This is a genomic window from Latilactobacillus sp. (genome assembly GCF_033176295.1).
In the GTDB taxonomy this organism is placed as follows: Bacteria; Bacillota; Bacilli; order Lactobacillales; family Lactobacillaceae; genus Latilactobacillus; species Latilactobacillus sakei.
Genome location: NZ_JAMQEX010000001.1, coordinates 124,537 through 148,908, shown reverse-complemented (window position 1 = coordinate 148,908; position 24,372 = coordinate 124,537). Strand labels below are relative to the sequence as shown.

Here is a 24,372-nt window from a genome sequence, read left to right as displayed (position 1 = left end):
TAATGCTCAAAGATAGGACTTAAGTCTAATAAAAAAGAGGCACCCACCAAAATAAATTCGGTTAGTGCCTCTTATTTAAATTAAACTTCTTTTGATTGCATTAATTGCTTCATTTTGGCATTCATTTCGTGTAATTCAGCCTCTTTATCAGCCAATAATTTATCATACGTTGCTTTTTGCTTAACTTGTTCTGCTTCAACTGCGGCTTTGATTTTTGCTTCTTGACCTTGTTCTAAATCTGCTTTTTCTTTAGTCCATTGCTTTTGCGCCTTACGTTGGCTCAATGAACTCCCAGTTGCGGCTAAGAATGTGATAATCGCACCGATTAAAAGCGACACAACGATCACGATAATCAAGGGCCAATCAACCGTTGTAAAGCCAAAATTAATGGCAACTGGATTAACATTCAAAACGGCAAAAACCACCACGATTAGTGCGAGAATTAAAATTGTAATTAAACGACCTTGCTTTTTCATCATACAACCTCCTATTTCTTATTAAACAAATTACCAGCGACGTAGTCACCAATATGGGGTGCCAATTGATAAAATTGGGCGCCTAGTGACATCAACCACGGTGCATTAATTTCGCGCTTAGGATGCCCAATAGCCCCCACAATCTTGTGTGCGAGTTGATCTGGATCAAGCACGATCCAGTTAACCGATTTAAGATAGTTACCAGTTTGATCAGCAATATCAAAAAAGGCGGTATCAATCGGTCCTGGATTAACAGTTGTCACTTGAACACCAAATGGTTTCAATTCAAGCCGCAATCCGTTTGAGTAGCCTACAATGGCAAACTTAGTCGCTGAATAGATTGCTGATTTAGGTGTCGCCATCTTACCGGCCATTGAGGCAATGTTAATGATGTGCCCACGTTGTTTTTCGATCATCTGTGATCCAATGGCCCGCGTCAAATACATCAAGCCTAAAACGTTCACTCTAAACATCTGTTCCACCAAAGGCATCGGTGTTGCTAGCGCTTCTTCAAAATGACCAAACCCAGCAGCATTCACTAAAACATCCGGTATCCCCACTTCTGTTGTTAATTGCGCAACAACTGCTTCAATCGCTTCTGGGGCACTGACATCTAATTGATAAGCATAAGCTGCTTGGCCTGAGAGCCGTTGACATTCGTCACGAACCGCTTCTAGAGCTGCTTGACGCCGTGCTAAAACGACGACAATGGCACCTTTGCTAGCTGCTTCATAGGCAATTGCCCGGCCTAAACCTGACGAACCCCCTGTAACCACCACAATCTTTTGTTTTAAGTCTTGTAATGCTGCTAAATTTTGCATTTTAATTACTCCTTCCGACCATGAAATGGAATATCATACAAATCTAAATCGCTAACGACACGCGTATTTTTGAAAATATCGCGGGCATCATTTTGTAATTCACGCACAGCTTGGCCTAAATAACGGGCTGAAATATGCGTGAGTAATAGGCGTTTGACATGTGCTGTTTTGGCAACCTTGGCTGCATTGATATTAGTTGAATGGTAGTATTGACGCGCAATTTTTTGTTCTTGCTTGCCAAATGTACTTTCATGGACTAAAACATCGGCGTTTTCGGCTAGGCGCGTAATCGCTTCACAATTGCGGGTATCGCCAATAATGGTCACAATCCGTCCTTTTTGTGCGTTACCGATGTAGTTACGACCGTCAATTTCGCGGCCATCACTCAATGTGACTGTTTCACCATTTTTAATCCGGGCATAAACGGGACCTGAAGGGACACCGTCAGCTTGTAGTTTTTCAACCTGTAATTCACCAGGATGATCTTTTTCAACAATTCTAAAACCGTAACTTGCAATCCGGTGATCCAATTTTGCACATTCGACCCGGAATGTTTTGTCATCAATAATGACACCATTTTCTGGTAATACAACGAACTTCAAGGCATACGTTAAGTGACTTTCGGAAAGTTTTAAACTCGTCCGAACGTATTCTTCTGTTCCTTTGGGGCCATAAATCGTCAACGGTTCGTCGCCACCTTGAAATGAACGGCTTGATAAGAAGCCCGGTAACCCGAATAAATGATCACCATGCAAATGCGTTAAAAAGATTTTCTTAACTTTCCGTGGTTTTAACGTTGTTTTAAGAATTTGGTGTTGCGTTGCTTCACCAACGTCGAATAACCACACTTCATTCCGTTCATCCAATAATTTTAATGCAATACTCGTGACGTTACGTTGACGGGCAGGAACACCCGCACCAGTACCAAGAAATTCTAATTCCATCTAACTCTTCCATTCTATATTAAATTTAAATCAATTACTGCTTAACTAACGCTTTTGTAACGATCGCCGCATATTCTTTCACACCAATCGGATTAGGATGCACTTGGTCATCATAGAACCAGTCACCGTGTTTTCTTGCTTGATCGTACCAATTAATAATCGTTAGATTTGGATACTCCTTAGCGGCTCCTTTAAGCATTTGATTAACATCATTTTGCCAAGGCCGCGTTGGCACGTATGCATTTAGCCAAAAGACTTTACGTTGACTACCAATGGCAGCCATAAATTCATCTAACTGCGCTTGGGTAAATGAGCCGTTGGTTCCCAAACTAATTAGAACCGTATCGCTAAGCGCGCCTTTTTGGGCGTAGCTATCAACAACTGGCGTACTCTTGTTCAATTGGCGACCGACAGAGGCATCCACCAACATATTAGGGAACAGTGTTTGCAACGTTTTACCAGCATCGAGCAATACAGAATCCCCAATTGCTGTAATTGGCATCGATTGGGCTTTTTGCAATTCAACCTGTGTTAACCCGTACTTCTCATATTCTTGGTTAACTGGGTGTTTTTGAGCCGCTGCTTCGGCCTCTTTATCAGCTTGTGCTTTTGATTTAGCCTTTTTCTGTTGCTTATTTTGAGCCTTGGCCTTTTCAACTAAGGCTTTATTACGAGCATCATTTTCTTTTTTGTTCTTTTGAATATTAACCGCAAGTGCCGATTTATGAGCATCCGGCGCTGGTTGCCCCGGTGCTTGAATCGCACCTACAAGGCCCACTAAAAAGACAATTGCCATCCCAAAAACTAAACCGGATTGCCGATTTAACGTTGGGTGTTTAACAAATTGACGCATTCTCTGCCCTAATTCTTGATATGGATAATGGGCCAATGGTTGTTCAATAAAGCGATATGACAATTCAGTTAGTCCGAAAATAATCGCGACTTCGATCACTGGGTATAAAGCCGGATGTGCAGCAACATTTTTAAAGACGCCCTCAAAGAAAATCATCACTGGAAATTGATACAAATAAATCCCATAACTGCGTTTTCCTAACCAGTTAAAGACTGGATTGGTTAATAGGCGATTCCAATCTGAACCTGGATGTGCAACAACTGCTACCAAGACACAGATTAGTAAACTAAAGATGAATAAGCCACCCCGATAAACAAAGGCACTTTCTGCATTCATTTTGACCATTAAGATCAACATTGTAATGGTGCTCAAAAGACCAATGCCATCTAAGGTCCATCGTTGGCGCGGAATAATCTTTTGTTTCAAAGCTGTCGATGGCCAGACAAAAGCTAAAGCAGCCCCCACCAAGATTGAGAACATCCGAGTATCTGTCCCATAGTAAAGCCGACTTGGATCCGCATTTGGATGATATAGAATGGCCATCCAGATTGCCGAAACTAAACCAGCACCTAATAAAACACGGGCAATCCGGCCTTTATTCTTAAAGCCAATAATTAATGCGACAACGACAAACGGCCATAACAGATAAAATTGACCTTCAATCGAAAGCGTCCATAAATGTGTAAAGGGTGATTCATTATTAGCAAACCGATCAAAATAAGATTGACCATGGCCAATTTGCCACCAATTATAAACATACAAAATATTAGTGATAATAATTTGATTTAAGTTATGCAACATCTGCCGTTCAAATAAAGTAATATACGCACCTGTCGCAAACAACATCGTCAATAAACCCGGATAGAGTCGCTTAACACGTCGTAAATAAAAACTCTTCAAATTAATCCAATGATTTTGTTCCCATTCTTGGACCAGTAAATCCGTAATCAAATAGCCCGAAACCACCATGAAAATCGGAACGCCTAGATAACCACCTGTAAAAGTGTACGGCATCAAATGATACAAAATAACTCCGATAACCCCAATAGCCCGTAATCCGTCAAACCCAGTAATATAACGACTGTTATTTAAGCGCTTTTTCCCTGCCATTTTCTCAACCTACTCTATATTCTAATATAAAACATTATAGCAATGTTTCCCACCACTGCCTACTTGAAGCTCTTTTTTATATTGATGCTATAGAAAAAGGAAGAATCCAGAGTCGAATTTCTTCCTTTTTGAACCCTATTATTCGACAAATTCAAACGTAAAGTTATCAATTGCCACTAAATCGCCATCATGAGCGCCTTTTTCACGTAATGCTTCGTCAAGTCCCATAGAACGTAATTGACGGGCAAAACGCATCACACCATCTTGATGATCTAAGTTACTCATCTTGAAGAGACGTTCAACCTTTTCACCTGTGATGTAGAACGTACCGTCTTCATCTTGTTCGACGTTAAAGGCTGGTCCTTCTGGTTGATATTGATAAAGTTTTTGTGTTTGTGCTTCTTCAACATCACCCATTGGGAATTCTGCTGTTTCAGCTAATAAATCGGCTGTCTTGTTCATCAATGGTTGAACACCTTGATGCGTAATACTTGAAATTTCGAAAATCTCATGTGTATCACCAGCCGCTGCTAATTTTTGTTTGAATTCAGCTAATAATTCGGCTGAGCCTGGTAGATCCATCTTAGTTGCCACAATCACTTGTGGACGTTCCAAGATTTTTGGATCATATGATTCTAATTCATGATTAATTTGTTGGTAATCTTCATATGGATCACGACCAGTTTGATCGTCCATTTCGATTAAATGTAAAACAACTCGTGTCCGTTCAACGTGACGTAAGAATTGAATCCCTAAACCAACACCATCTGAGGCACCTTCGATTAACCCTGGTAGATCGGCTAATACGAAATCACGGCCATCATCCAGTTGAACCATCCCTAAGTTAGGCACCAATGTTGTAAATTGGTAGCTCGCAATCTTAGGTTTAGCACTTGTGACAACAGAAAGTAATGTTGATTTCCCAACAGATGGGAAGCCAACTAACCCAACATCAGCTAAGACTTTCAATTCGAGTTGAATGCTACGTTCCTGGCCTGGTTCGCCGTTTTCAGCAATTTCAGGGGCACTATTCTTAGCGGTTGCGAAATGCATGTTGCCACGGCCACCACGACCGCCCTTTGCAATCACTAATTCTTGACCATCTTCCGTTAAATCGCCTAGCAATTCATTTGTGTCGGCATCACGGACAGTTGTACCAGGTGGCACTTGGACAAATGTATCTTCGGCACCGCGGCCATACATTTGTTTATTCTGACCGTTACCACCACTATTGGCTTTAAAGTGATGACGGTAGCGGAAGTCCATTAATGTCCGTAGACCTTCATCTACGACTAGAATGACACTACCACCACGACCACCATCGCCACCGGCTGGTCCGCCAAGTGGCACAAACTTTTCACGACGAAATGCAACAGCACCATCGCCGCCTTTACCAGCTTTCACATCAATTTTGACTTGATCTACAAACATTATTTTGACTCCTTCTCGTTTCTAAACAGTACCTTATATACTACCTAAATTTAGGCTAAAAGTAAACAGACAACGTCATAATCAATCATAAAGTCTTCTAATTAATGATTTTTAAGTAAAAAAAGAAGACGCATTAATCATCGTCTTCAGTATAACGCTTATTGTGCATTCGGGATTAATTTAAATGAGCTCCAAGGTTTTAAATATTTTAATAAGAATAATTCATCTGGTGCAATATGGCCCACAACGTTTACCCGACCATCATTTGGCATTGCTTGAAGCGCAATTTGGGTTTCGCCTTTGTATTGGCCGTAGCCAACATTGTCAATCAAGATATCGCCCCGTTTTATATCAACTGTATTGTGGGCTGCAAATGGTAAGTCTTTATAAATGACCCGCGTCATTGTTGAACGCAGGATGTATTCAGAACGGTCACCACGATAACTGTGTAAGCTTTCAAATAATACCTTGCGTTCATCAGCCGTAATATCCTCAGCCACATCAATCATAATCGCTGGGAATTCTGCATTAAAGACCGTTTGCATTGTTTTTAGTTCCGCTTCGGAAGCATACGCATTGCCAACAATGATGTCATCGATATTATCCATTAACATGTAATGTTTCATTTGGGTCGCCATCGCTAAGTCCCGATCAACTTCCATCGTTGGTAGGCCATCTTGTGTTGGCCAAGGTCCGAAAGTCGCTTCATGTGAATTAACGAAAGCAGCCGTATTTAAATTATACTGTGCAAATTGCGCTGTACATTGGTTAAAGAAGTCTTCCCCTAAACCGGAATAACGATGTGGATAGAAGTTATGGCAGCCCAATAAGTTAGCCCGTTTAGGTGAAAAACTCATAATATTGTCAACATAGCTTGTCCCTTGACTCATATTAATTTCGATTTTAAGATCGTATGGATTACGGGTCATCTTCGCTTCTTCTTGGCCTGTAAACCCGTTATCTAACCGAATTCCCCAAGCACCTAATTCATGGAAGAAACTTAAATCATCATAGGAAATACCAAGTTGTTCAAACAAACCAGGATTAATGTCAATCATCACTTGCATCCCTAATTGATTTGCATAATCAACCACGCGCTTGAAATTAGTAAGCACCGCATCTTGATCACCACTGACTTCTAATAATGATGTGAAGACTCGTTTAAACCCGTATTGATGTGCAAGGTCTAGATAAGCCGCATCCTTTTCAAAAGTTGATCGTTCTGGATAAATTGAAACGCCTAATTTTCCCATGTCTATTACCTCCTAAAAATTGGGCTATACCGCCCTAACATCTTTTAGTTTATCATAGATGACTCATCAATGAAAACCTTTACGCAATTATAAATTCAGTTCTCTTTAAATTCATTTGATTGTTTTTGAACGTTTTTGAAATATTTTGGTTGCTTTTTATTGTAAACGATGACATAATGAATGCACGGAGGTTTTTGATATGTTAACAGAAGAACGGCACCAAGCCATCCTGGATTTATTACAACAACAAGATGTCGTCAAAATGAAAGCGTTATGCCGCTTATTAGACGCATCAGAATCCACTATTCGTCGTGACCTTCAACTTTTGGAAGAACAAGGATTGGTCACTCGAATTCATGGCGGTGCTAAACGCCTCAATAAATTACAGGTTGAATTAGGGCAAATCGAAAAAACGAGCAAAAACGTTCACGAAAAAAATGAAATTGCTAAGTTTACAGCTTCTAAGATTCAATTAGGGTGCGTCATCTATCTGGATGCCGGCACAACAACTCAAGCAATCATCCCTTATTTAACACCTGAAATGAATTTAACCGTTGTAACTAACGGTGTTGATACAGCTTCACTTTTAGCTGATCATCATATTCAAACCTACCTATTAGGTGGCCGGGTTAAAAATAAGACCAAAGCGATGGTCGGTGCGGGCGCCTTAGAAACACTGCTCCAATTTCAATTTAACCAAGCGATTTTAGGAACTAACGGTGTTGACCAATATTCAGGTTTAACAACGCCCGATCCTGAAGAAGCAACGCTCAAGCGATTCGCGATTCAACAGGCTAACCAAACGATGGTCCTAGCTGATCATACAAAATTTGATGCCGTTTCATTTAGTAAATTTGCCGAACTTACGCAAGTTCAACTGATTACCGATCAACTCTCCCCTGCACTACGTCAAACTTATCAAACACATACAGATTTACAGGAGGTTTTATAGTGATTTATACGATTACGGCGAATCCATCAATCGATTACGTCATCCAACTTGAAAAACTAAATACAGGTAACGTCAACCGCGTTCAATCTGACGTGAAGCTACCTGGTGGTAAAGGGATTAATGTTTCAAGAATCCTTGCTGAATTAGCACTCCCTAGTGTTGCGCTGGGTTTTGTCGGTGGCTTCACCGGTCAATTCATCCAAAACAAACTCAATAATGCATCTATTGACTGTCGCTTCACAGAAGTTGAAGAAGATACACGGATTAACGTCAAGTTAAAAGATAGCGTTGAAGAAACTGAAATCAACGGCCAAGGCCCTCACATTTCAGCTGGTACTGTTGATAACTTGAAGCAACAACTGGCTAAATTAGAAGCCGGCGATATCGTCTTCATGTCAGGCAGTTTGCCACCTAACTTACCTGCTAGCTTCTATAAAGACTTGATTCCAATGATTCAAGCGCACAATGCTGAATTCGTAATTGATACAACTGGTCAAGCCTTATTAGATACTTTAGCTGAAAAGCCATTGGTGATTAAACCCAACCACCATGAACTAGCTGAATTATTCGACACACAATTTGCTAACCAAGGTGAAATCATCGCTGCCGGACGCAAATTATTAGACAAAGGTGCCCAACACGTACTGGTGTCAATGGCCGGTGATGGCGCCCTCTTAATTACACCAGACCACGCTTATCTCGGTGGCACCCCTAAAGGGACTGTGATTAATTCCGTTGGTGCTGGTGATTCAATGATTGCCGGCTTTGTCGGGACATTCGCGCAACATCACGATGCACTAGCTGCTTTCAAAACAAGTCTTGCTTGTGGCAGTGCCACAGCCTTTTCAGAAGATTTAGCGACTAGCGCTAAGATTAACGAACTCTTACCACAAATTGAAATCACACAAGTTGATTAATTTTAAATACAAAGGAGATTTATTATGAACATCCAAGATTTACTCTTAAAAGATGCGATGATCATGGATTTACAAGCAACGACTAAAGAAGCCGCTGTTGATGAAATGGTTGCCCGCTACAAAGATATCGGTGTTATCACAGATGATACCCTTTATCGTAAAGATATTTTGGCTCGTGAAGCCCAATCATCAACTGGGATTGGCGAAGGCATTGCTATGCCTCATGCCAAGGATAGCGCTGTTCAACGCGCAACTGTTTTATTCGCTAAGAGTCAAAATGGTGTTGAATATGACGCATTAGACGGCCAACCCGTTTACTTGTTCTTCATGATTGCTGCTCCAGAAGGCGCTAACGATACGCATTTACAAGCCCTAGCTGGTCTTTCATCACTTTTAATCAACCCACAATTAGTGGCTGATTTGAAACTAGCCCAAACACCTGAAGATGTTCAAGAACTCTTTGCTAAGGCCCAAGCAGCCAAAGATGCTGAAGACGCTAAGGAAGAAGCAGAAGAAGCTGCTAAAGCACAAGCCGCTGCTGCAACACCTGCTGATGAACAAAAACCATTTATCGTTGCTGTTACAGCTTGCCCAACTGGGATTGCTCACACTTACATGGCCGAAGCTGCTTTGAAAGAAACAGCTGCTAAAATGGGCATCGATATCAAAGTTGAAACAAATGGTTCTGAAGGGGTTAAACACCAATTAACAGCCGATGATATCAGCCGTGCAACAGGTGTCATTATCGCTGCTGATAAGAAAGTCGATATGCCTCGTTTCAACGGCAAACATCTCTTGAACCGCCCTGTTATCGACGGTATCAAAAAACCTGCCGAATTGATCCAAAAAACATTGGATGAAGAAGGTTCAATCTTCCATGCAACAGAATCACAAGCAAGCGAAGAAGCTTCAGCTGATAAGAAAACACTTTGGAGCCGTATCTACCAAGATTTAATGAATGGTGTTTCAAATATGTTACCATTCGTTGTCGGTGGTGGGATTTTAATGGCCATCTCATTCCTATTGGAACAAACAGTTGGCGCTCATTCAACAACCTTTATTTTCTTGAACTCATTAGGTAATAATGCTTTTAACTTCTTAATTCCAGTTCTTGCTGCTTACATCGCGATTTCAATCGGTGACCGCCCCGCTTTAATGCCTGGGTTTGTCGGCGGGTATATGGCCAGTCAAGCAACAGCTAGTGTGATTTCTTCTGATAGTCCTGCCGGTTTCCTTGGTGGTTTAGCTGCTGGGTTCATCGCTGGTTGGGTCATCGTTGGTTTGAAGAAAGTCTTCAAGAACTTACCACAAACATTAGATGGGTTAAAACCAATCCTGATTTTCCCTGTTCTTGGTCTATTGATTGTTGGCTTTATCATGTTCTTTATGGTCAACCCAGTCTTCGCTCAAATTAATCTCTGGTTAAGCACATTCTTAACGCACTTAGGGGCTGGCAATGCCTTATTGCTTGGTGCGATTTTAGGCGGTATGATGTCCGTTGATATGGGTGGTCCTTTCAATAAGGCCGCTTATACCTTCGCAATCGGTGTCTTCACAACCACTAAAGATGGCTCATTAATGGCCGCTGTTATGGCTGGTGGGATGGTGCCACCATTGGCAATCGCGGTTGCTGCAACAATCTTCAAAAACAAATTTACGGGTAGTGAACGGAAACAAGCCTTTGCTAACTACGTCTTAGGGATTTCATTCATTACTGAAGGTGCTATTCCATTTGCTGCAACAGATCCATTGCACGTTATCGTTTCAAGTGTCATTGGTTCAGCAATCGGTGGTGGTTTAACCCAATTATGGCAAATCACTGTTCCGGCACCTCATGGTGGGATTTTCGTAGCCCCACTTGCTAACCACGGTTTACTCTTTGTCCTTGCTGTATTAATCGGGACATTCATCAGCGCTTTGATCTTAGGCCTCTGGCGTCCAGTTGCTAAAGAATCTTAATTTAAAAAAAGTCGCAGTCAAATGACTGCGACTTTTTATTTGCCATTAAAACTAGCGCTTTTTAATGGCTATTTAGTTGAAACTTTTTAAAATGTGCCCGGAGATAACTTAACGTTAAGCTTTCAGTCTGTGAAGCGACCAATTCAGATGGCGTTCCACTGGCCATCACTTGGCCACCTTGGCTGCCGCCTTTTGGGCCTAAATCAATTAAATAATCAGCATTCGTCATCAAATCAAGGTCGTGGGTAATCATAATCACCGTTGCGCCTTTGGCTTTTAATTGATTAATAACGCCCATCAAGGTTTCCACATCCCGTGGATGCAAACCAACAGATGGTTCATCGAAGACGAATAACGTCCCGGCCCGTTTTTTATTCAAATGCGTCACTAGCTTTAGCCGTTGCGCTTCGCCACCTGAAAGACTCGGGGTACTTTCACCAAGGTGCAAATAACCTAAGCCGATCTCTTTGAGAATCTTCAGTTCTTTCAAGATGTTGGGCACATCCGCAAAAACCGGTATGGCTTCTTCTACTGATAAGGCCAATAAATCCACGATGCTATCACCATGCCACTTAATTACCTCAATTGCCGGCTTATACCGTTTACCCTGACATTCTGGACAAACTTCTTCCATATCTGGTAAGTATTGAATATCCAAAATAATACTGCCCAGACCACCACAATTGGGACAGGCACCTTCTTTATTGTTATACGAAAAATGGGCAATCCCATAATTGTGGGCTTGTGACTCCGGTAGCCCAGCAAATAATTTTCGAAGATTCGTCATGATGTTAGTATAAGTCGCTAAAGTTGAACGCGTATTTTTACCAACTGGCTTAGCATCAATGCTGACGACTGACGTTAAATCGGTCGTCAACTGGGTCACCTGTTGGGGAAGTTGCTCATGCTTATGGTGAGCCTCAATCGCCGGTACCAGACTATCCAAGATTAAACTGGTCTTACCGGCCCCCGAGAAACCAGAAACCGCCGTAATTTGATTATTCGGTATTTCAATGGTCACATCACGCAGATTAAAATACTGTCCAACTGTCATTGTCGTTCGAACACCCGTAGCTTGCGTTGCAACTTTGGGGTACAAAATATTGGGTCGACCGGCAATGTATGGTCCAATTAATGATTGTGGGTCTTGCACTAAATCGGCCGGCTTGCCTTGTGCAATCACCTGACCGCCTTTGCGCCCTGCCGCCGGACCAATTTCAATCACCCAGTCTGCTTGGCTAATGATGTTGACTTCATGATCAACGACCACTAATGAATTGCCCTGCGCCACTAACTGTCTGAAAATATGAATTAAACCTTCAACGTTATCCGGATGCAACCCGATTGACGGTTCATCCAAGACATACAAAACACCGGTTGTTGCCGTTCTTAAGGTCCGCGCTAATTGAATTCGCTGAAGTTCGCCAGTCGATAATGTGTTCCCATTCCGTGACAACGTTAAATAGTCGAGTCCTAATGACAGTAATGGCTGCAACGTTTCTAATAAGTTCTTAAACAAAATGGTTGCCATTTGTTGCATCTCGTCTGGTAAATCGGCTTTAGTAGCCGTTACCCAAGTGTCTAATGCCCCTAGCGTCATATCAGAAACTGCCGCAATATTTTGCCCGCCAACGGTTTGCGTTAGTAGTTCGGGATTGAGCCGTGTCCCGTGACATGTTGGACAAGTTGAAAAATGAAAAAAAGAATTGACCTTGGCCATCGCACGATCACTTTTGACCGATTTTAAAGATTCATAAACGGCGTCGTAGGCATTTTCATAGAGTGTATTTTCCGTACTAAAGACGCGACCGGTTGATGTGTGAAAATCGACCGCGTATTTATTCCGCTTACCATGCAAGACGATTTCTTTTTCCTTGGCCGTCAAATTTTTATACGGCACATCAATTCGAACCCCGATATGTGCGGCGACCGTTGGCATAAAGTTCCGCCCCGGTAAACGCCAAGAAGCGATTGCGCCGTCTTCAATACTGAGATTTTCATCCGCAATTATTTTGCGATCATCTAGCGTTTGAATTTGGCCCGTCCCATGACATTCCGGACAGGCACCCGCTGAATTAAAAGCAAAGTCCTCAGCTGATTTAGCCATAAATTCTACCTGACAAGTTGGACAGGTAATAACGCCCATTTTATCGCCAGCTAAATCCATCGCTTGCGCAATCTGCAAACTAGGTTGAATCTTATGCCCGTTCGGACAACGCGTGGTGCCTAAACGTGAAAAAATTAACCGCACAACATTAAAAATTTCACTCATCGACCCCACTGTCGACCGTTCTGAAGGAACACTGGGGCGTTGTCGTAATGCAATTGCCGATGGAATATGCCGGACTTCTTGCACTTGCGAGCGTTTATTCTGTGTAATACGCCGCCGTGTGTAAGTCGAGAGTGCCTCTAAATAACGTCGCGAGCCCTCCGCGTATAAAATGCCCATCGCCAATGAACTTTTACCCGATCCTGAGGGCCCCGAAATCGCCACAAATTGGTTCAAAGGAATATCGACATTAATATTTTTTAAGTTATTGACGTTACCGCCCCGCACTTCAATCTGTGTTGGTTGTTTAACTGTCATGATTAACCTTCTTCTTTTTTAGATTGACGGTCCACAATGTCTGACCAATCATTTTTATAGTAACTGTTTTAATTGTTCCGCTTGCACACTACGGACTTCTTCTACAACAACCAACGCCTTAACATCGATTTGTGAGACAACCGGTACCAAAGTGGCGAGTTGTTTAGCCGTACAAATGACATACAACATCGGCCGCTCATTTTGGCTGTAATAGCCTTGGGCCTTAATAATTGTAATCCCTTGTTGAAACTGCGTCGATAACGTTTCAGCAATCGTTTCGTATTGATCTGAAATAATCGTTACCGCGCGTTTAGCCCCAAATTTAGCCAGTAGTTTATTCAAAACAACTGCTGATAAATAGAGTTCAATAATCGTTAAGAGCATATTTTGAAAACCAATGATCAAGCCCGACGGAATGGCGACAATTAAATCGAAAAAGAGCATCGCAGACCCATTCGGGATTCCTAAATAGCGGTTAACAATCTTCGCCAGAATCGTACTACCGGCAATTGTCCCTTGGCAATGAATAATAATTGCCATTGCAATCCCCATCAAGACGCCACCAATCACCGTTGGAATTAAGGTTTGTGTCGTATGGTAGCCGATAAAATGCGGTAGCTTCAAAAAGAGTGAAATCCAGATTACCGCCCAAACTGAATACCAAATCGTTTGACGCTCAAGGTATCTAAAGCCAATTACCACTAATAGGCCGTTTAGAACTAGATTCGTAAAAGCCGGCGGAATCGCAAGTGCATAATACCCAATCGCGGTGAGTCCGGTCACACCACCCTCACCGATTTGATGGGGAATCAAAAAATCGTTAATGGCGATGGCATAAATAAAGGCCCCAATGATAATGCCCAGTCCGTTTTTTAAAATTACTTTTTTCTGCATTTTTGTCACTTCCCGTTCCAAATTAGAATAAGCGTATCATACATTGGGGGCTAGATAAAAGAGTCATTTTAGAGCAACTTGAAACCGCCAAAAAACGCCACAAGGATTGCCCTGTGACGTTCACCAATCTTTATTTAATAATACCTAAATCGATCATCGATTGACCGGTTGCAATAATCGAATCTGCTGCCGATCTTTGTTGCCAACCTAAAAGCTTTTTAGCTTTTTCATTACTTGTATCGGCGTATTTACCCACTAAAGTCGCTAACATTCGTAAATCCGGTTTGAATGTCGCTGCTAGCTTAATAACACTATTGGGAATTGTCTTTTGCGGTAACCGACTTGCGTATTGTGGGAAAGCATCACGTAAGACATCGGCCACTTCTAACATAGATAATGTTTCACCAGTGGTTGCTAAGAAGCGTTCGCCATCTGCTTGTGGCGCAGTCATCGCTAATAGGTGTAAGCTCGCAACATCGCGGACATCGACGTACCCTGATTTTACTTGTGGCACAGCCTTAACTTGGCCATTTAACAGTTGTTCAACTTGCACGTTTGAATGCGAATAAACGGATGATAAAACAGGGCCCATAACACCAACCGGGTTGACAGCTGCTAGTGATAAGCCTTGCCCTTCAGTTTTAATGAAGTTCCAGGCCGCCTGTTCAGCTAACGTTTTTGATTTTTGATAAGGATGAATATTTTTAGCACTTAAATCTGACCAGTCGGCTTCAGTGTAAGGCGTTTGTTGATTAGGATGCCCCGCACAGATTGCCCCATATGCAGAGGTTAACACGACGCGCTTAACATTCGCATCGCGAGCGGCTTTTAAAACCATTAAGACACCATTCACTGCCGGATTAATCATTTCAGATTCATCCTTGAAATTTAATTTAGGCGTTGGTGAGGCCACATGCATGACGTAACTGACCCCAACCATCGCAGCCGGCCATTGCTCTGGATGTTGCAAGTCGGCTTTTACGATCGATAAATCTTCAATATTGGTAATCCCGTTTGCTTGCATGCTGGTGACAATCCGTTGGCTCTTGGCCATTGAACGCACCGTTGTCCGAACGGCGTAGCCCTGTTCTAATAATTGTAAAATAATATGTGATGCAATAAAACCACTACCACCAGTTACTAATACTAATTCTTTCATCTTCAATTCCTCGCTTTCGTTACACTTGTAACATCTATGGCTTTATATTAAAATAAAAGACGTTCACAAACAAGCGATTCATCAGCATCTGTGACAGAAAGGCAAAATTGTTATGGCAGCAACTAACCATGCCCAAGCAATCAAACAAGATTCCCAAGAATACCTCACTACCGCATTATTACAACTCCTAGAGGCCCATCAATTTGAAGATATTACGGTCACCCAAGTCGTGAAACGTGCCGGTGTCAGTCGAATGGCTTTTTACCGCAACTTTGATTCACTCGAACAGGTCTTAATCGATTATTTTACACCAATTATCGAAACACACTTCAAGGCCGTCTTACAGCAACAATCCGCGGAACTTAAGTTAGCGGCCCTCTCGACATTTTTTATCGAATTAGAAGCGACTCTGAAACTGGCGGACAAACGCGGTTTCGAACCGATCGTCCGCGACGTCTTCACGGACAATATTCAGCAGTTTTATCAAACAATTGACCCCTGGCGGTCACTGGATGCGATTCGGCAAAAATATTACGTGCAATTCATGGCGGTTGGTGTCTACCAAATTTGGCGTGATTGGTTACTAGGCGGACAAAAAGAATCCTTATCATTTATTCATCAACTATTAGCAAATTTACAACATCATATGGACCTGGCTGTTAGCCAACCCATTAGCGGATTAAAAAAACGTTAGGCTAGACAATAATTTGTCTGACCTAACGTTTTTTTATAGTGATAATTTAATGGTTTGCGCAACTGTCTTCGATATTCCGAGTGCTTCAAGTTCTTCAACAGACGCATCTTTAATATGCTTCATCGAGCCAAAATTCTTCAAGAGTTTCGTCCGCGTTTTCGGACCAACCCCCTTGATATCATCTAACTTAGAACTCAACGAATTCTTACCACGTAACTGGCGGTGAAAACTAATCGCAAAGCGATGGACTTCATCTTGAATTCGCGTCAATAAGTAAAAGCCCTGACTCTTAGGATCAAGCTGAATCGTTTGATCGGCTTCACCAAATAATAACGAAGCTGTTTTATGGTGATTATCCTTAACCATCCCCGCAACTGGAATTGTGAGCCCTAGTTCGTTTTCTAAGACGTCTTTGGCGGCATTGAGTTCAACTACCCCACCATCCATTAAAATTAAGTCAGGCAGCGCTTTGCCCTCTTTTAGCAAGCGTGAATAACGGCGATAGATCACCTCGCGCGTATTGGCATCTTCGTTGGCGCCGGCGCGCTCTGCCGTCTGGGTTAATTTATACTTCCGATAAAGCTTCTTCTCAGCGCGGCCATCAACAAATGTGACCATCGCCGACACCGGATCGGTCCCTTGAATATGCGAATGATCGAATGCTTCGATAACATGACCATGGGGTAAGCCGAGTGCATCCATAATTTCATCTTGCGCACCAACCGTCTTGCGATTATCGAGTTCCAATAAGCGGAACTTTTCTTCTAATACCAGACGGCTATTTTTTTGCGCCATTTCCATCAAGGCTTTTTTCTCTCCCCGTTGTGGCGTTCGAATTGGTACTTGCAAAATATCGGATAAGACTTGCTTTTCGATCCCATCTGGCACGAGAATTTCCCGTGGTAACACATTATTCTTACGGTTATACCACTGGAGAATAAAGGTCGCCAATTCTTCTTCCGGCGTATTCACACATGGGAAGAGACGTTTTTCCCGCCGAATTAAACGTGCTTGGCGAATAAAGAAGATTTGAATCGACAACCAGCCTTTATCCATGTAAAAGGCAAATAAATCACGCGGTGTATGATCGTTAGAAATAATCTTTTGTTTTTCAACGGTTGCTTCAATATAGCGTAATTGATCACGCAACTCAGCGGCCCGCTCAAATTGCATCTCCTGGGCAGCCGTCGCCATTTTCTCCGTTAAATCCTTCTTAACATTGTCGACTTGCCCATTTAAAAAGCGTTTAATTTTCTTAATCTGTTCGGTATAGGCTGCTTCTGGTACTTCTTGGAAGCAAGCCCCCAAGCACTGCCCCATATGATAGTACAAACAAGGACGTCCTTGATGACCCTGACAGCGCCGCAAGGGGTAAACACGTTGCAAGAAGCGTAAAGTCTCCTGAGCCGCATAAACGTCCGGATACGGGCCAAAATAATAGCCACCATCTTTTTTGACATCGCCAGTAATCAATAAGCGCGGATCACGTTCATTGGTGATCTTGATGTACGGATAGCCCGTCCCCCGTTTTAACTTGATATTAAAGTAGGGTTGGTGCTTTTGGATTAACGTAATTTCCAACAAAAAGGCCTCTTTATTTGTCGATGTAATGATTGTTTCAAAATCGACAATTTCAGAGACCAATTTGGCCGTCTTACCTTCGTGGCTACTCTTAAAATACGAGCGGACCCGGTTCTTAAGATTCTTGGCCTTCCCCACGTAGATAATCTGTGCGTTAATATCTTTCATCAAATAACAGCCTGGTAAGGCTGGTAATAAGGCTAATTTATGTTCGATATGTTCACTTGCCAAAAACACCACTCCTTTAACCCAAAACAAGTGTTCGTTCCTATATTTTACGTGTTTTTGGCTAAAATGCAACTATCGACAATTATTGCGCTAAAATTTTGTCTAGGAATTGTTGGGTCCGTTCTTCTTGCGGATGTTCGAAAAGTTGCGTTGGTGTCCCTTTTTCAACGATTTGGCTATCTGCCATGAACCAAACTTCATCAGCTACTTCCCGTGCAAAGCCCATTTCATGCGTAACAACCACCATTGTCATGCCTTCTTGTGCCAAATCTTGCATCACCTTCAACACTCCACCCACCATTTCTGGATCGAGCGCTGAGGTTGGTTCATCAAATAATAAGACATCTGGTGACATCGCAAGTGCTCTAGCAATAGCAATCCGTTGCTTTTGACCACCTGACAGTTGGTCACTATAAGCATCGGACTTATCGGCTAATCCAACCCGTTCTAACAACTGTTGTGCTTTTTTTGTTGCTTCTTCTTTTGATTGACGTTTGACCTTTTGTGGTGCGAGTCTTAGGTTATCTAAAACCGTTAAGTTAGGGAATAGATTGAAGTTTTGAAAAACCATCCCCATCTTAGTCCGCATTTGGTCCAATTGCTTTTCAGAGAGACTCATCAAGTCGGTCCCCTCAAAAAGAATTTGACCACTCGTTGGTTCTTCTAACCGGTTCAAGCACCGTAATAAGGTACTCTTCCCACCACCTGAAGGTCCGATGACCACGATCACTTGACCAGCTTCAACATCACCACTAACCCCGTTCAAAACAAGGTTATCGTCATATTTTTTAACTAATTGATTAATTTTAAGCATGTTGCATCTTCCTTTCAATATGGTTGAGTAGTTTCGAAAGACTAAAGGTTAAGATAAAGTAGATGACCATTGCGACAAAGATTGGTGCAACCCCTTTGTAGGTTGCTGATTGAACCACTTTTAATTGGTAAATCAAATCCGTCACACCGATAATTGAAACGATTGAACTTTCCTTGATTAATGAGATAAATTCGTTGCCTAAGGCTGGCCAGATGTTCTTCAAAGCTTGTGGTAAGATGATATACCGCATTGTATCGTGTTGTGAGAGCCCCAAACTTCTTGAAGCTTCCGTTTGACCAGCGTCAATCGCGTTGATCCCTGAACGAATAATTTCTGCGACGTACGCAGCACTGTTAAGCGAAACGGCAATTACACCAGCGAATAAGGCTGGAATATTAACCCATAACCCAATCCCGAAATAGACAAACATGATTTGAATCATCAATGGTGTGCCCCGGACGAATTCAATATACATGACTGCTAGGCTATGGAATAGTTTATTCTTAGAAAGTCTTGCAAAGGCGAGTACAACCCCAATGAAGATCCCGATAATGATTGAAATAATTGTAATGAATAAGGTATAACCAATCCCTTTAGCGAAATAAGACCAGTAGTGCCACATACTTGTATTGTGCGTGTTCGTTTTCATCAAACTACCCGCACTCTTTAAATATTGCGGAATTAATTTTTGTTGCTTAATTTGAGCGATACTCTTATTTGCAGCAGCAACTAAAGTTGGTGAGTTCTTTGGAAATGCAATCGCTGAACCTTGCATATCTGCCCCTAAGTTAAATTTACCGTCGATTTGAACTAATTCAGGATCATTGCTGGCATAAGCCGTTGCCACTGGTTCTTCGGCCACAATCCCGTCAATTTTATGACTCTTAAGTGCTAATACTAAATCAGGCACTTTTGTTAAACCTGTAATCTGTGCATTTTTAATTTGTTTTTTAGCTAATGTTTGTTGGAGACTCCCGGTTTGGACCCCAACCTTCTTACCGATAAAACTGTTTTTTGATTTATAAATCTTGGCGTCGGCCTTGTTGACGAGGATCGATTGACCACCTAAGTAATAGACATCCGAGAAATCGACACTCTTAGTCCGTTCATCGGTTGGTGACATCGCTGAAATTACCATATCGACCTTGCCAGTTTCTAGACCAACTAACAACGCGTCAAAATCCATTGACTTGATCACTAACTTAACGTGTAAATCGTCAGCAACCTTTTGTGCAACGTCAATATCCATCCCAACGGTTTTATTTTTGCCGTTTTTATTCACTAAAAATTCATACGGTGCATAATCTGGGCTTGTCCCCAACACTAATGTCTTCTTAGCTTGAACGCGACTAACCGTCTGCCCCGCGGCTGATACAGCTTGGTTATTCCCCACTAATAGCGCCACTAGCAAGGCTAATGGTAGTAAAATGAATGCTAAACTTTTTTTGATAGTCATTTGATCCCCTCCTATGATGTTTTTCATAATACACTACTATAAATATTTATGCAATATTTATTTATAAATTAAGAATAATTGGCGAACTGATTTTTATCTGGTATGATAGACTCACATCAGAAAAGAGGGATATTATGGGCTTAAAAGTAACACGTCAAACAGATTTAACTAGTTTATTCGACAAATTTGCATCAATTCCCGGCGATCGGGAAAAAATGGCAGCTGAAGTTGAAGAAACGGAATCAAAGACAACTAAAAAAGAATAATCAAAAAGAGGTGCGGACAAAATTACTTTGTCCGCACCTCTTTTTTAATACCTGACTTATAGCCCACGCTTTAATTATTCTGCGTGTCGTTCTGGATAGCGTTCTTTAAGCTTTTCAATATTTTCTTGTGCTACTTTTTCAAAGTCGACGTTATTCCATTCAGCAATCTGTGATAGATACCAGAGTACATCACCAATCTTCTTGGTAAGTACTTGTTCATCTAGTTGGTGGCCTTGGAATGTATATTTTTTGACAATATCCACGACTTCGCCACTTTCGCTAGCTAAACCTAATGCCAAGTTCGTTAAAACTTGTTCATTACCATATAGCGTTCTGTTCGCTAATTTTTGGTACTCATTAAATTCCATTAACGACGACCTCCAATATCACATTGTTGTTCGATCCATTCCCAGACGGTATCCTTACCAGCACCAGTCAACGCACTGAAGCAGACAAACTTATCAACGGGGTTAAAATCAAGCGCCTCTTTAATGATCTTTTCTTGGCGATTCCATTTCCCAGTTGAGATTTTATCCATCTTAGTAGCAACGACTAAAACTGGAATATCGTAATACTTAGCAAAGACATACATTGCGATATCGTCATCAGTTGGTTCATGACGACCATCGATCAATGAAATTAAGCCGCGTAAATTATCCCGATTAGTGAGATAAGCCTCGATAATTTGCCCGAATTTTTCCCGTTGTTTCTTAGAAACCTTCGCATAGCCATAACCAGGCACATCGACGAAATAAAGTTCATTTTCAACACGGTAGAAATTTAGAGTTTGCGTCTTCCCCGGCTTACTTGATGTCCGTGCGTAACTCTTACGATTAATTAACTTATTAATTAAAGAAGATTTACCGACATTTGAGCGGCCAGATAACGCGATTTCAGGTAATTGGTCAGTGGGGTACTGCGAAGCAGCTACCGCACTCATCACCATTTCAACTTCATGTACTTCCATAATAACCTCCGATTATTTCCTTCGAATGCTAGTTTAGCATAAATAAATAATTATTGCGCCGTTGACTTATTTTCAAATCCATGTTTAGCGGCACCCTTATGTAAAAAAAGTTGCCGGGTCGATTACACCCCGACAACTTCATAGTCATTATGACGCTTCTTGACCATCAGCTAAGAAAAGTTGTGGTTTAGCAGTGCCATCAACGGCTTCTTTTGTCACTAAGACTTTGACAACGTCTTCGCGACTTGGTACATCAAACATCATATCCATCATGACTTCTTCGATGATTGAACGGAGACCACGCGCACCGGTATTACGTTCAATTGCAAGGTGAGCAATCGCATGTAATGCCTCTGGCGTGAATTCTAGTTCAACATCGTCTAAAGCCATCAATTTGCTATATTGTTTAACTAAGGCGTTCTTAGGTTCCGTTAAGATCCGAACTAAGTCGTCTTCAGTTAATTTTTCAAGTGCAGCCGTGATTGGAATCCGACCAATGAATTCAGGGATAATCCCAAATTGCATTAAATCTTCCGTCACGATTTGTTGCATCAAGCTTTGATTTTCATCAACCGCTTGGCCAGCTTTGCTACCAAAACCAATCGTCTTTTCACCTAAACGGTTTTTAACGATTGTTTCGATGCCATCAAAGGCCCCACCAATAATGAATAAAATATTGGTTGTGTCGATTTGAATCAATTCTTGTTGTGGGTGCTTACGTCCGCCCTGAGGTGGCACGCTAGCAATTGTCCCTTCAAGAATCTTCAAAAGTGCTTGTTGCACCCCTTCACCAGAAACATCACGGGTAATTGAGACGTTTTCGCTCTTCTTGGCAATCTTATCAATTTCATCGATATAAATAATGCCACGTTCAGCGCGATCAACATCAAAATCAGCGTTTTGCAAGAGCTTCAAGAGAATGTTCTCAACATCTTCACCAACATAACCAGCTTCCGTCAACGTCGTGGCATCTGCAATCGCAAATGGAACGTTGAGGATCCGTGCTAAGGTTTGGGCTAAGAATGTCTTACCTGAGCCAGTAGGCCCGATTAAAGCGATATTACTCTTTTGAAGTTCAGTATCACCTTTTTCGGCAACCGTCATTTGGTTAACACGTTTGTAATGGTTATAAACGGCAACTGAGAGCGCCTTTTTAGCTTCTGTTTGACCAATGACATAATCATTTAAAATTGCAAGAATTTCGCGTGGTTTTGGTACTTCTAATAAGTCATTAACAGCTTCATCTTTAAATTCTTCATCGATAATTTCTTTACAGAGATCGATACATTCGTTACAGATATAAACACCAGGGCCGGCCACAATCTTCTTTACTTGATCTTGTGATTTACCACAAAACGAACAAGTAACAGGGCCATTCGTTGTTTCTGTATCATCTAACATACTGGGATTCTCCCCTTCCTATACATCTATCATAGCAGATTTCTAATATTAGTCATCTCAGACCGCTTAGAAATGTAATTAAGACTATATCACATCACTGCGCTAGATGAAAGTAATCCGTTTTTAACGCCATATAACGCAAAAGCGGGTTCAAAGTAGTCACCTTGAACCCGCTTTTAGAACCGATTAAAGCTCATCTAACTATCTAATTATTTAGCGTCTTTAACTTCAACAGCTGAATCAGCAATCACTTCGATAGCTTTCTTAACACCGATATCATGTTTTAACATGTCATCTGATAAGACGCTGCGAACAGCTGATTCTTCCATGTTGTATTGTTCTGCTAAACTCTTAAGTTCTGCAGCAACTTCTTCGTCAGTTGCTTCGATCTTTTCAGCTTCAACAACAGCTTCTAAGACAAGGCTTGTCTTAACGCGTTTGTCAGCATCACCGGCGAATTGTTTCTTCAAATCATCTTCTGTTGTACCAGTGATTTGATAGTACATTTCTGGGTTGATACCTTGTTGTTGCATGTTACCTAAGTATTGTTGTAATTGACTGTTGATTTCTTCGTCAATCATTGCTTGAGGTAATTCAGGAATTGTTGCATTTTCTGTTGCTTTAGCAACGGCTGTATCTTGGATAGCAGCGTCAGCAGCATCATTCTTTTGTTGTTTTAATTCTTCACGAATTTTTTCTTTTAATTCGTCTAATGAATCAACGTCTTCGTCGATATCCTTAGCAAATTCGTCATCAAGTTCTGGTAATTCCTTACCCTTAACTTCGTGAATCTTAACCTTAAAGATTGCTTCTTTACCAGCTAATTCTTCTGCTTGGTAATCTTTAGGGAATGTTACTGTAACGTCAACATCTTCTTCAGCTTTGTGACCAACTAATTGATCTTCAAAACCAGGAATGAATGAGTTTGAACCTAATTCTAATGAGTAGTTATCTGCTTGGCCACCATCAAAAGGTACACCATCAACAGAACCAGCATAATCAATAACGACTGTGTCGCCATTTTCTGCTGCTGCATCTTCTTTAAGTACTAATTCAGCTTGACGTTCGCGACGTGTTTCAAGTTCTTGTTCTACGTCTTTAATTGTAATACGACGGCTTTGTTTTGGTACTTCTAAGCCTTTGTAATCGCCTAATTTAACTTCTGGTTTAACAGTGACTTGAGCAGTAAGGACCCAAGCTTCACCTTTTTCCATTTTTTCAACATTAATTTGTGGTTGATCAACTGGATCAATCCCTGCTTCTGCAACAGCTGCTTCATATGCTTCTGGTAATACAGCATTTAAGGCATCTTCGTAAAGTGCTTCTTCACCGTACATCTTGTTAAAGATTTGGCGAGGCATCTTTCCTTTACGGAAACCAGGTGTGTTGATGTTTTTACGTACACGTTTGAACGCTACGTCTAAACCTTCACTAATTTTATCTAAATCAATTTCAAAGGTAAGTTCACCATCATTGGCGCCCTTTTTTTCCCATTTTGCTGACATAATTTCCCTCCGACAGTTATATTCACAATCTATCAATTGCATACTTAATCAGCATAAACTATTTGACCTAAATTGTAAATATTTATTGGCCTAAAAAACCGATA

Annotated in this window: 21 protein-coding genes; 5 read left to right on the top strand and 16 right to left on the bottom strand. The window is 41.5% G+C overall.

Features of this window, described 5'->3' with window-relative positions; translation table 11 throughout:
- Window positions 1–80: 80 nt before the first annotated feature.
- From NDN60_RS00765 to NDN60_RS00740, 6 genes are all read right to left on the bottom strand, one after another.
- A complete protein-coding gene (locus NDN60_RS00765) occupies window positions 81–479 on the bottom strand; it encodes a LapA family protein (protein WP_011374742.1) in 399 nt (132 codons plus the stop codon).
- Window positions 480–487: 8 nt separating this feature from the next.
- Window positions 488–1,297, bottom strand: coding sequence for an SDR family NAD(P)-dependent oxidoreductase (locus NDN60_RS00760; RefSeq protein WP_011374743.1), 810 nt, complete (start codon window positions 1,295–1,297; stop codon window positions 488–490).
- Between the two features lie 5 nt (window positions 1,298–1,302).
- The gene (gene rnz, locus NDN60_RS00755; protein WP_011374744.1) at window positions 1,303–2,241 is read right to left on the bottom strand and encodes a ribonuclease Z; all 939 of its coding nucleotides are present in this window, start codon (window positions 2,239–2,241) and stop codon (window positions 1,303–1,305) included.
- 34 nt (window positions 2,242–2,275) lie between these two features.
- Window positions 2,276–4,204 (bottom strand): acyltransferase family protein, encoded by a 1,929-nt coding sequence (locus NDN60_RS00750; protein ID WP_011374745.1) that lies wholly within the window; start codon window positions 4,202–4,204, stop codon window positions 2,276–2,278.
- A gap of 138 nt (window positions 4,205–4,342) precedes the next feature.
- A complete protein-coding gene (gene obgE / locus NDN60_RS00745; RefSeq protein WP_011374746.1) occupies window positions 4,343–5,635 on the bottom strand; it encodes a GTPase ObgE in 1,293 nt (430 codons plus the stop codon).
- Window positions 5,636–5,793: 158 nt separating this feature from the next.
- The gene (locus tag NDN60_RS00740) at window positions 5,794–6,888 is read right to left on the bottom strand and encodes a DUF871 domain-containing protein (RefSeq protein ID WP_011374747.1); all 1,095 of its coding nucleotides are present in this window, start codon (window positions 6,886–6,888) and stop codon (window positions 5,794–5,796) included.
- 199 nt (window positions 6,889–7,087) lie between these two features.
- Here NDN60_RS00740 and NDN60_RS00735 point away from each other — a divergent pair, with 199 nt between their 5' ends.
- The 3 genes from NDN60_RS00735 to NDN60_RS00725 are packed head-to-tail and all read left to right on the top strand — an operon-like array spanning window position 7,088 to window position 10,716.
- Entirely contained in the window at window positions 7,088–7,840 is a 753-nt protein-coding gene (locus tag NDN60_RS00735) for a DeoR/GlpR family DNA-binding transcription regulator (protein WP_011374748.1), read from the top strand.
- Window positions 7,840–8,757, top strand: coding sequence for a 1-phosphofructokinase (gene pfkB, locus NDN60_RS00730; protein WP_011374749.1), 918 nt, complete (start codon window positions 7,840–7,842; stop codon window positions 8,755–8,757). Before NDN60_RS00735 ends, pfkB begins: the two co-directional genes overlap by 1 nt.
- 24 nt (window positions 8,758–8,781) lie before the next feature.
- Window positions 8,782–10,716, top strand: coding sequence for a PTS fructose transporter subunit IIABC (locus NDN60_RS00725; RefSeq protein ID WP_016265199.1), 1,935 nt, complete (start codon window positions 8,782–8,784; stop codon window positions 10,714–10,716).
- Between the two features lie 61 nt (window positions 10,717–10,777).
- Here the strand turns inward: NDN60_RS00725 and NDN60_RS00720 are convergent, their stop codons facing one another.
- From NDN60_RS00720 to NDN60_RS00710, 3 genes are all read right to left on the bottom strand, one after another.
- A complete protein-coding gene (locus tag NDN60_RS00720; RefSeq protein ID WP_099947665.1) occupies window positions 10,778–13,303 on the bottom strand; it encodes an AAA family ATPase in 2,526 nt (841 codons plus the stop codon).
- 54 nt (window positions 13,304–13,357) lie between these two features.
- Window positions 13,358–14,197, bottom strand: coding sequence for a YitT family protein (locus NDN60_RS00715; protein WP_056946665.1), 840 nt, complete (start codon window positions 14,195–14,197; stop codon window positions 13,358–13,360).
- 130 nt (window positions 14,198–14,327) lie between these two features.
- Complete coding sequence (locus tag NDN60_RS00710; protein ID WP_056946668.1) at window positions 14,328–15,356, bottom strand: SDR family oxidoreductase; 1,029 nt, start codon at window positions 15,354–15,356, stop codon at window positions 14,328–14,330.
- Between the two features lie 112 nt (window positions 15,357–15,468).
- On the opposite strand from NDN60_RS00710, the gene NDN60_RS00705 reads away from it, so the two are divergent.
- Window positions 15,469–16,050 carry a TetR/AcrR family transcriptional regulator gene (locus NDN60_RS00705; RefSeq protein WP_011374754.1) on the top strand — a complete coding sequence of 194 codons (582 nt, stop codon included), beginning with the start codon at window positions 15,469–15,471 and terminating at the stop codon, window positions 16,048–16,050.
- 33 nt (window positions 16,051–16,083) lie between these two features.
- Here NDN60_RS00705 and uvrC read toward each other — a convergent pair whose 3' ends face one another.
- The 3 genes from uvrC to NDN60_RS00690 all read right to left on the bottom strand — a co-directional run bounded on the left by uvrC (window position 16,084) and on the right by NDN60_RS00690 (window position 20,129).
- The gene (uvrC, locus tag NDN60_RS00700) at window positions 16,084–17,862 is read right to left on the bottom strand and encodes an excinuclease ABC subunit UvrC (RefSeq protein WP_016265206.1); all 1,779 of its coding nucleotides are present in this window, start codon (window positions 17,860–17,862) and stop codon (window positions 16,084–16,086) included.
- 79 nt (window positions 17,863–17,941) lie between these two features.
- On the bottom strand, window positions 17,942–18,673 hold the full coding sequence (locus NDN60_RS00695) for an amino acid ABC transporter ATP-binding protein (protein WP_056946671.1): 732 nt from the start codon (window positions 18,671–18,673) through the stop codon (window positions 17,942–17,944).
- The gene (locus tag NDN60_RS00690; protein WP_035148462.1) at window positions 18,666–20,129 is read right to left on the bottom strand and encodes an ABC transporter substrate-binding protein/permease; all 1,464 of its coding nucleotides are present in this window, start codon (window positions 20,127–20,129) and stop codon (window positions 18,666–18,668) included. The genes NDN60_RS00695 and NDN60_RS00690 overlap by 8 nt, the downstream gene beginning before the upstream one ends.
- A 134-nt stretch (window positions 20,130–20,263) precedes the next feature.
- On the opposite strand from NDN60_RS00690, the gene NDN60_RS00685 reads away from it, so the two are divergent.
- Complete coding sequence (locus NDN60_RS00685; protein WP_250790770.1) at window positions 20,264–20,395, top strand: SPJ_0845 family protein; 132 nt, start codon at window positions 20,264–20,266, stop codon at window positions 20,393–20,395.
- A 74-nt stretch (window positions 20,396–20,469) separates the two neighbouring features.
- On the opposite strand, the gene NDN60_RS00680 is transcribed toward NDN60_RS00685, so the two are convergent.
- The 4 genes from NDN60_RS00680 to tig form a co-directional block, all read right to left on the bottom strand.
- The gene (locus NDN60_RS00680; protein WP_011374759.1) at window positions 20,470–20,763 is read right to left on the bottom strand and encodes a nucleoside triphosphate pyrophosphohydrolase family protein; all 294 of its coding nucleotides are present in this window, start codon (window positions 20,761–20,763) and stop codon (window positions 20,470–20,472) included.
- The gene (gene yihA / locus NDN60_RS00675; protein WP_011374760.1) at window positions 20,763–21,362 is read right to left on the bottom strand and encodes a ribosome biogenesis GTP-binding protein YihA/YsxC; all 600 of its coding nucleotides are present in this window, start codon (window positions 21,360–21,362) and stop codon (window positions 20,763–20,765) included. Before yihA ends, NDN60_RS00680 begins: the two co-directional genes overlap by 1 nt.
- Window positions 21,363–21,509: 147 nt before the next feature.
- On the bottom strand, window positions 21,510–22,763 hold the full coding sequence (gene clpX / locus NDN60_RS00670) for an ATP-dependent Clp protease ATP-binding subunit ClpX (protein ID WP_011374761.1): 1,254 nt from the start codon (window positions 22,761–22,763) through the stop codon (window positions 21,510–21,512).
- Between the two features lie 209 nt (window positions 22,764–22,972).
- Window positions 22,973–24,268 carry a trigger factor gene (tig, locus tag NDN60_RS00665; protein ID WP_011374762.1) on the bottom strand — a complete coding sequence of 432 codons (1,296 nt, stop codon included), beginning with the start codon at window positions 24,266–24,268 and terminating at the stop codon, window positions 22,973–22,975.
- Window positions 24,269–24,372 lie beyond the last annotated feature (104 nt).

What these genes read in the sequence shown, in the direction of transcription:
- NDN60_RS00765 (WP_011374742.1), bottom strand. Translation starts at nt 479, where the DNA reads ATGATGAAAAAGCAAGGTCGTTTAATTACAATTTTAATTCTCGCACTA.
- NDN60_RS00705 (WP_011374754.1), top strand. Translation starts at nt 15,469, where the DNA reads ATGGCAGCAACTAACCATGCCCAAGCAATCAAACAAGATTCCCAAGAA.
- NDN60_RS00720 (WP_099947665.1), bottom strand. Translation starts at nt 13,303, where the DNA reads ATGACAGTTAAACAACCAACACAGATTGAAGTGCGGGGCGGTAACGTC.
- NDN60_RS00725 (WP_016265199.1), top strand. Translation starts at nt 8,782, where the DNA reads ATGAACATCCAAGATTTACTCTTAAAAGATGCGATGATCATGGATTTA.
- NDN60_RS00695 (WP_056946671.1), bottom strand. Translation starts at nt 18,673, where the DNA reads ATGCTTAAAATTAATCAATTAGTTAAAAAATATGACGATAACCTTGTT.
- tig (WP_011374762.1), bottom strand. Translation starts at nt 24,268, where the DNA reads ATGTCAGCAAAATGGGAAAAAAAGGGCGCCAATGATGGTGAACTTACC.
- rnz (WP_011374744.1), bottom strand. Translation starts at nt 2,241, where the DNA reads ATGGAATTAGAATTTCTTGGTACTGGTGCGGGTGTTCCTGCCCGTCAA.
- NDN60_RS00690 (WP_035148462.1), bottom strand. Translation starts at nt 20,129, where the DNA reads ATGACTATCAAAAAAAGTTTAGCATTCATTTTACTACCATTAGCCTTG.
- yihA (WP_011374760.1), bottom strand. Translation starts at nt 21,362, where the DNA reads ATGGAAGTACATGAAGTTGAAATGGTGATGAGTGCGGTAGCTGCTTCG.
- NDN60_RS00710 (WP_056946668.1), bottom strand. Translation starts at nt 15,356, where the DNA reads ATGAAAGAATTAGTATTAGTAACTGGTGGTAGTGGTTTTATTGCATCA.
- NDN60_RS00685 (WP_250790770.1), top strand. Translation starts at nt 20,264, where the DNA reads ATGGGCTTAAAAGTAACACGTCAAACAGATTTAACTAGTTTATTCGAC.
- obgE (WP_011374746.1), bottom strand. Translation starts at nt 5,635, where the DNA reads ATGTTTGTAGATCAAGTCAAAATTGATGTGAAAGCTGGTAAAGGCGGC.
- NDN60_RS00750 (WP_011374745.1), bottom strand. Translation starts at nt 4,204, where the DNA reads ATGGCAGGGAAAAAGCGCTTAAATAACAGTCGTTATATTACTGGGTTT.
- NDN60_RS00740 (WP_011374747.1), bottom strand. Translation starts at nt 6,888, where the DNA reads ATGGGAAAATTAGGCGTTTCAATTTATCCAGAACGATCAACTTTTGAA.
- NDN60_RS00735 (WP_011374748.1), top strand. Translation starts at nt 7,088, where the DNA reads ATGTTAACAGAAGAACGGCACCAAGCCATCCTGGATTTATTACAACAA.
- clpX (WP_011374761.1), bottom strand. Translation starts at nt 22,763, where the DNA reads ATGTTAGATGATACAGAAACAACGAATGGCCCTGTTACTTGTTCGTTT.
- NDN60_RS00680 (WP_011374759.1), bottom strand. Translation starts at nt 20,763, where the DNA reads ATGGAATTTAATGAGTACCAAAAATTAGCGAACAGAACGCTATATGGT.
- NDN60_RS00715 (WP_056946665.1), bottom strand. Translation starts at nt 14,197, where the DNA reads ATGCAGAAAAAAGTAATTTTAAAAAACGGACTGGGCATTATCATTGGG.
- NDN60_RS00760 (WP_011374743.1), bottom strand. Translation starts at nt 1,297, where the DNA reads ATGCAAAATTTAGCAGCATTACAAGACTTAAAACAAAAGATTGTGGTG.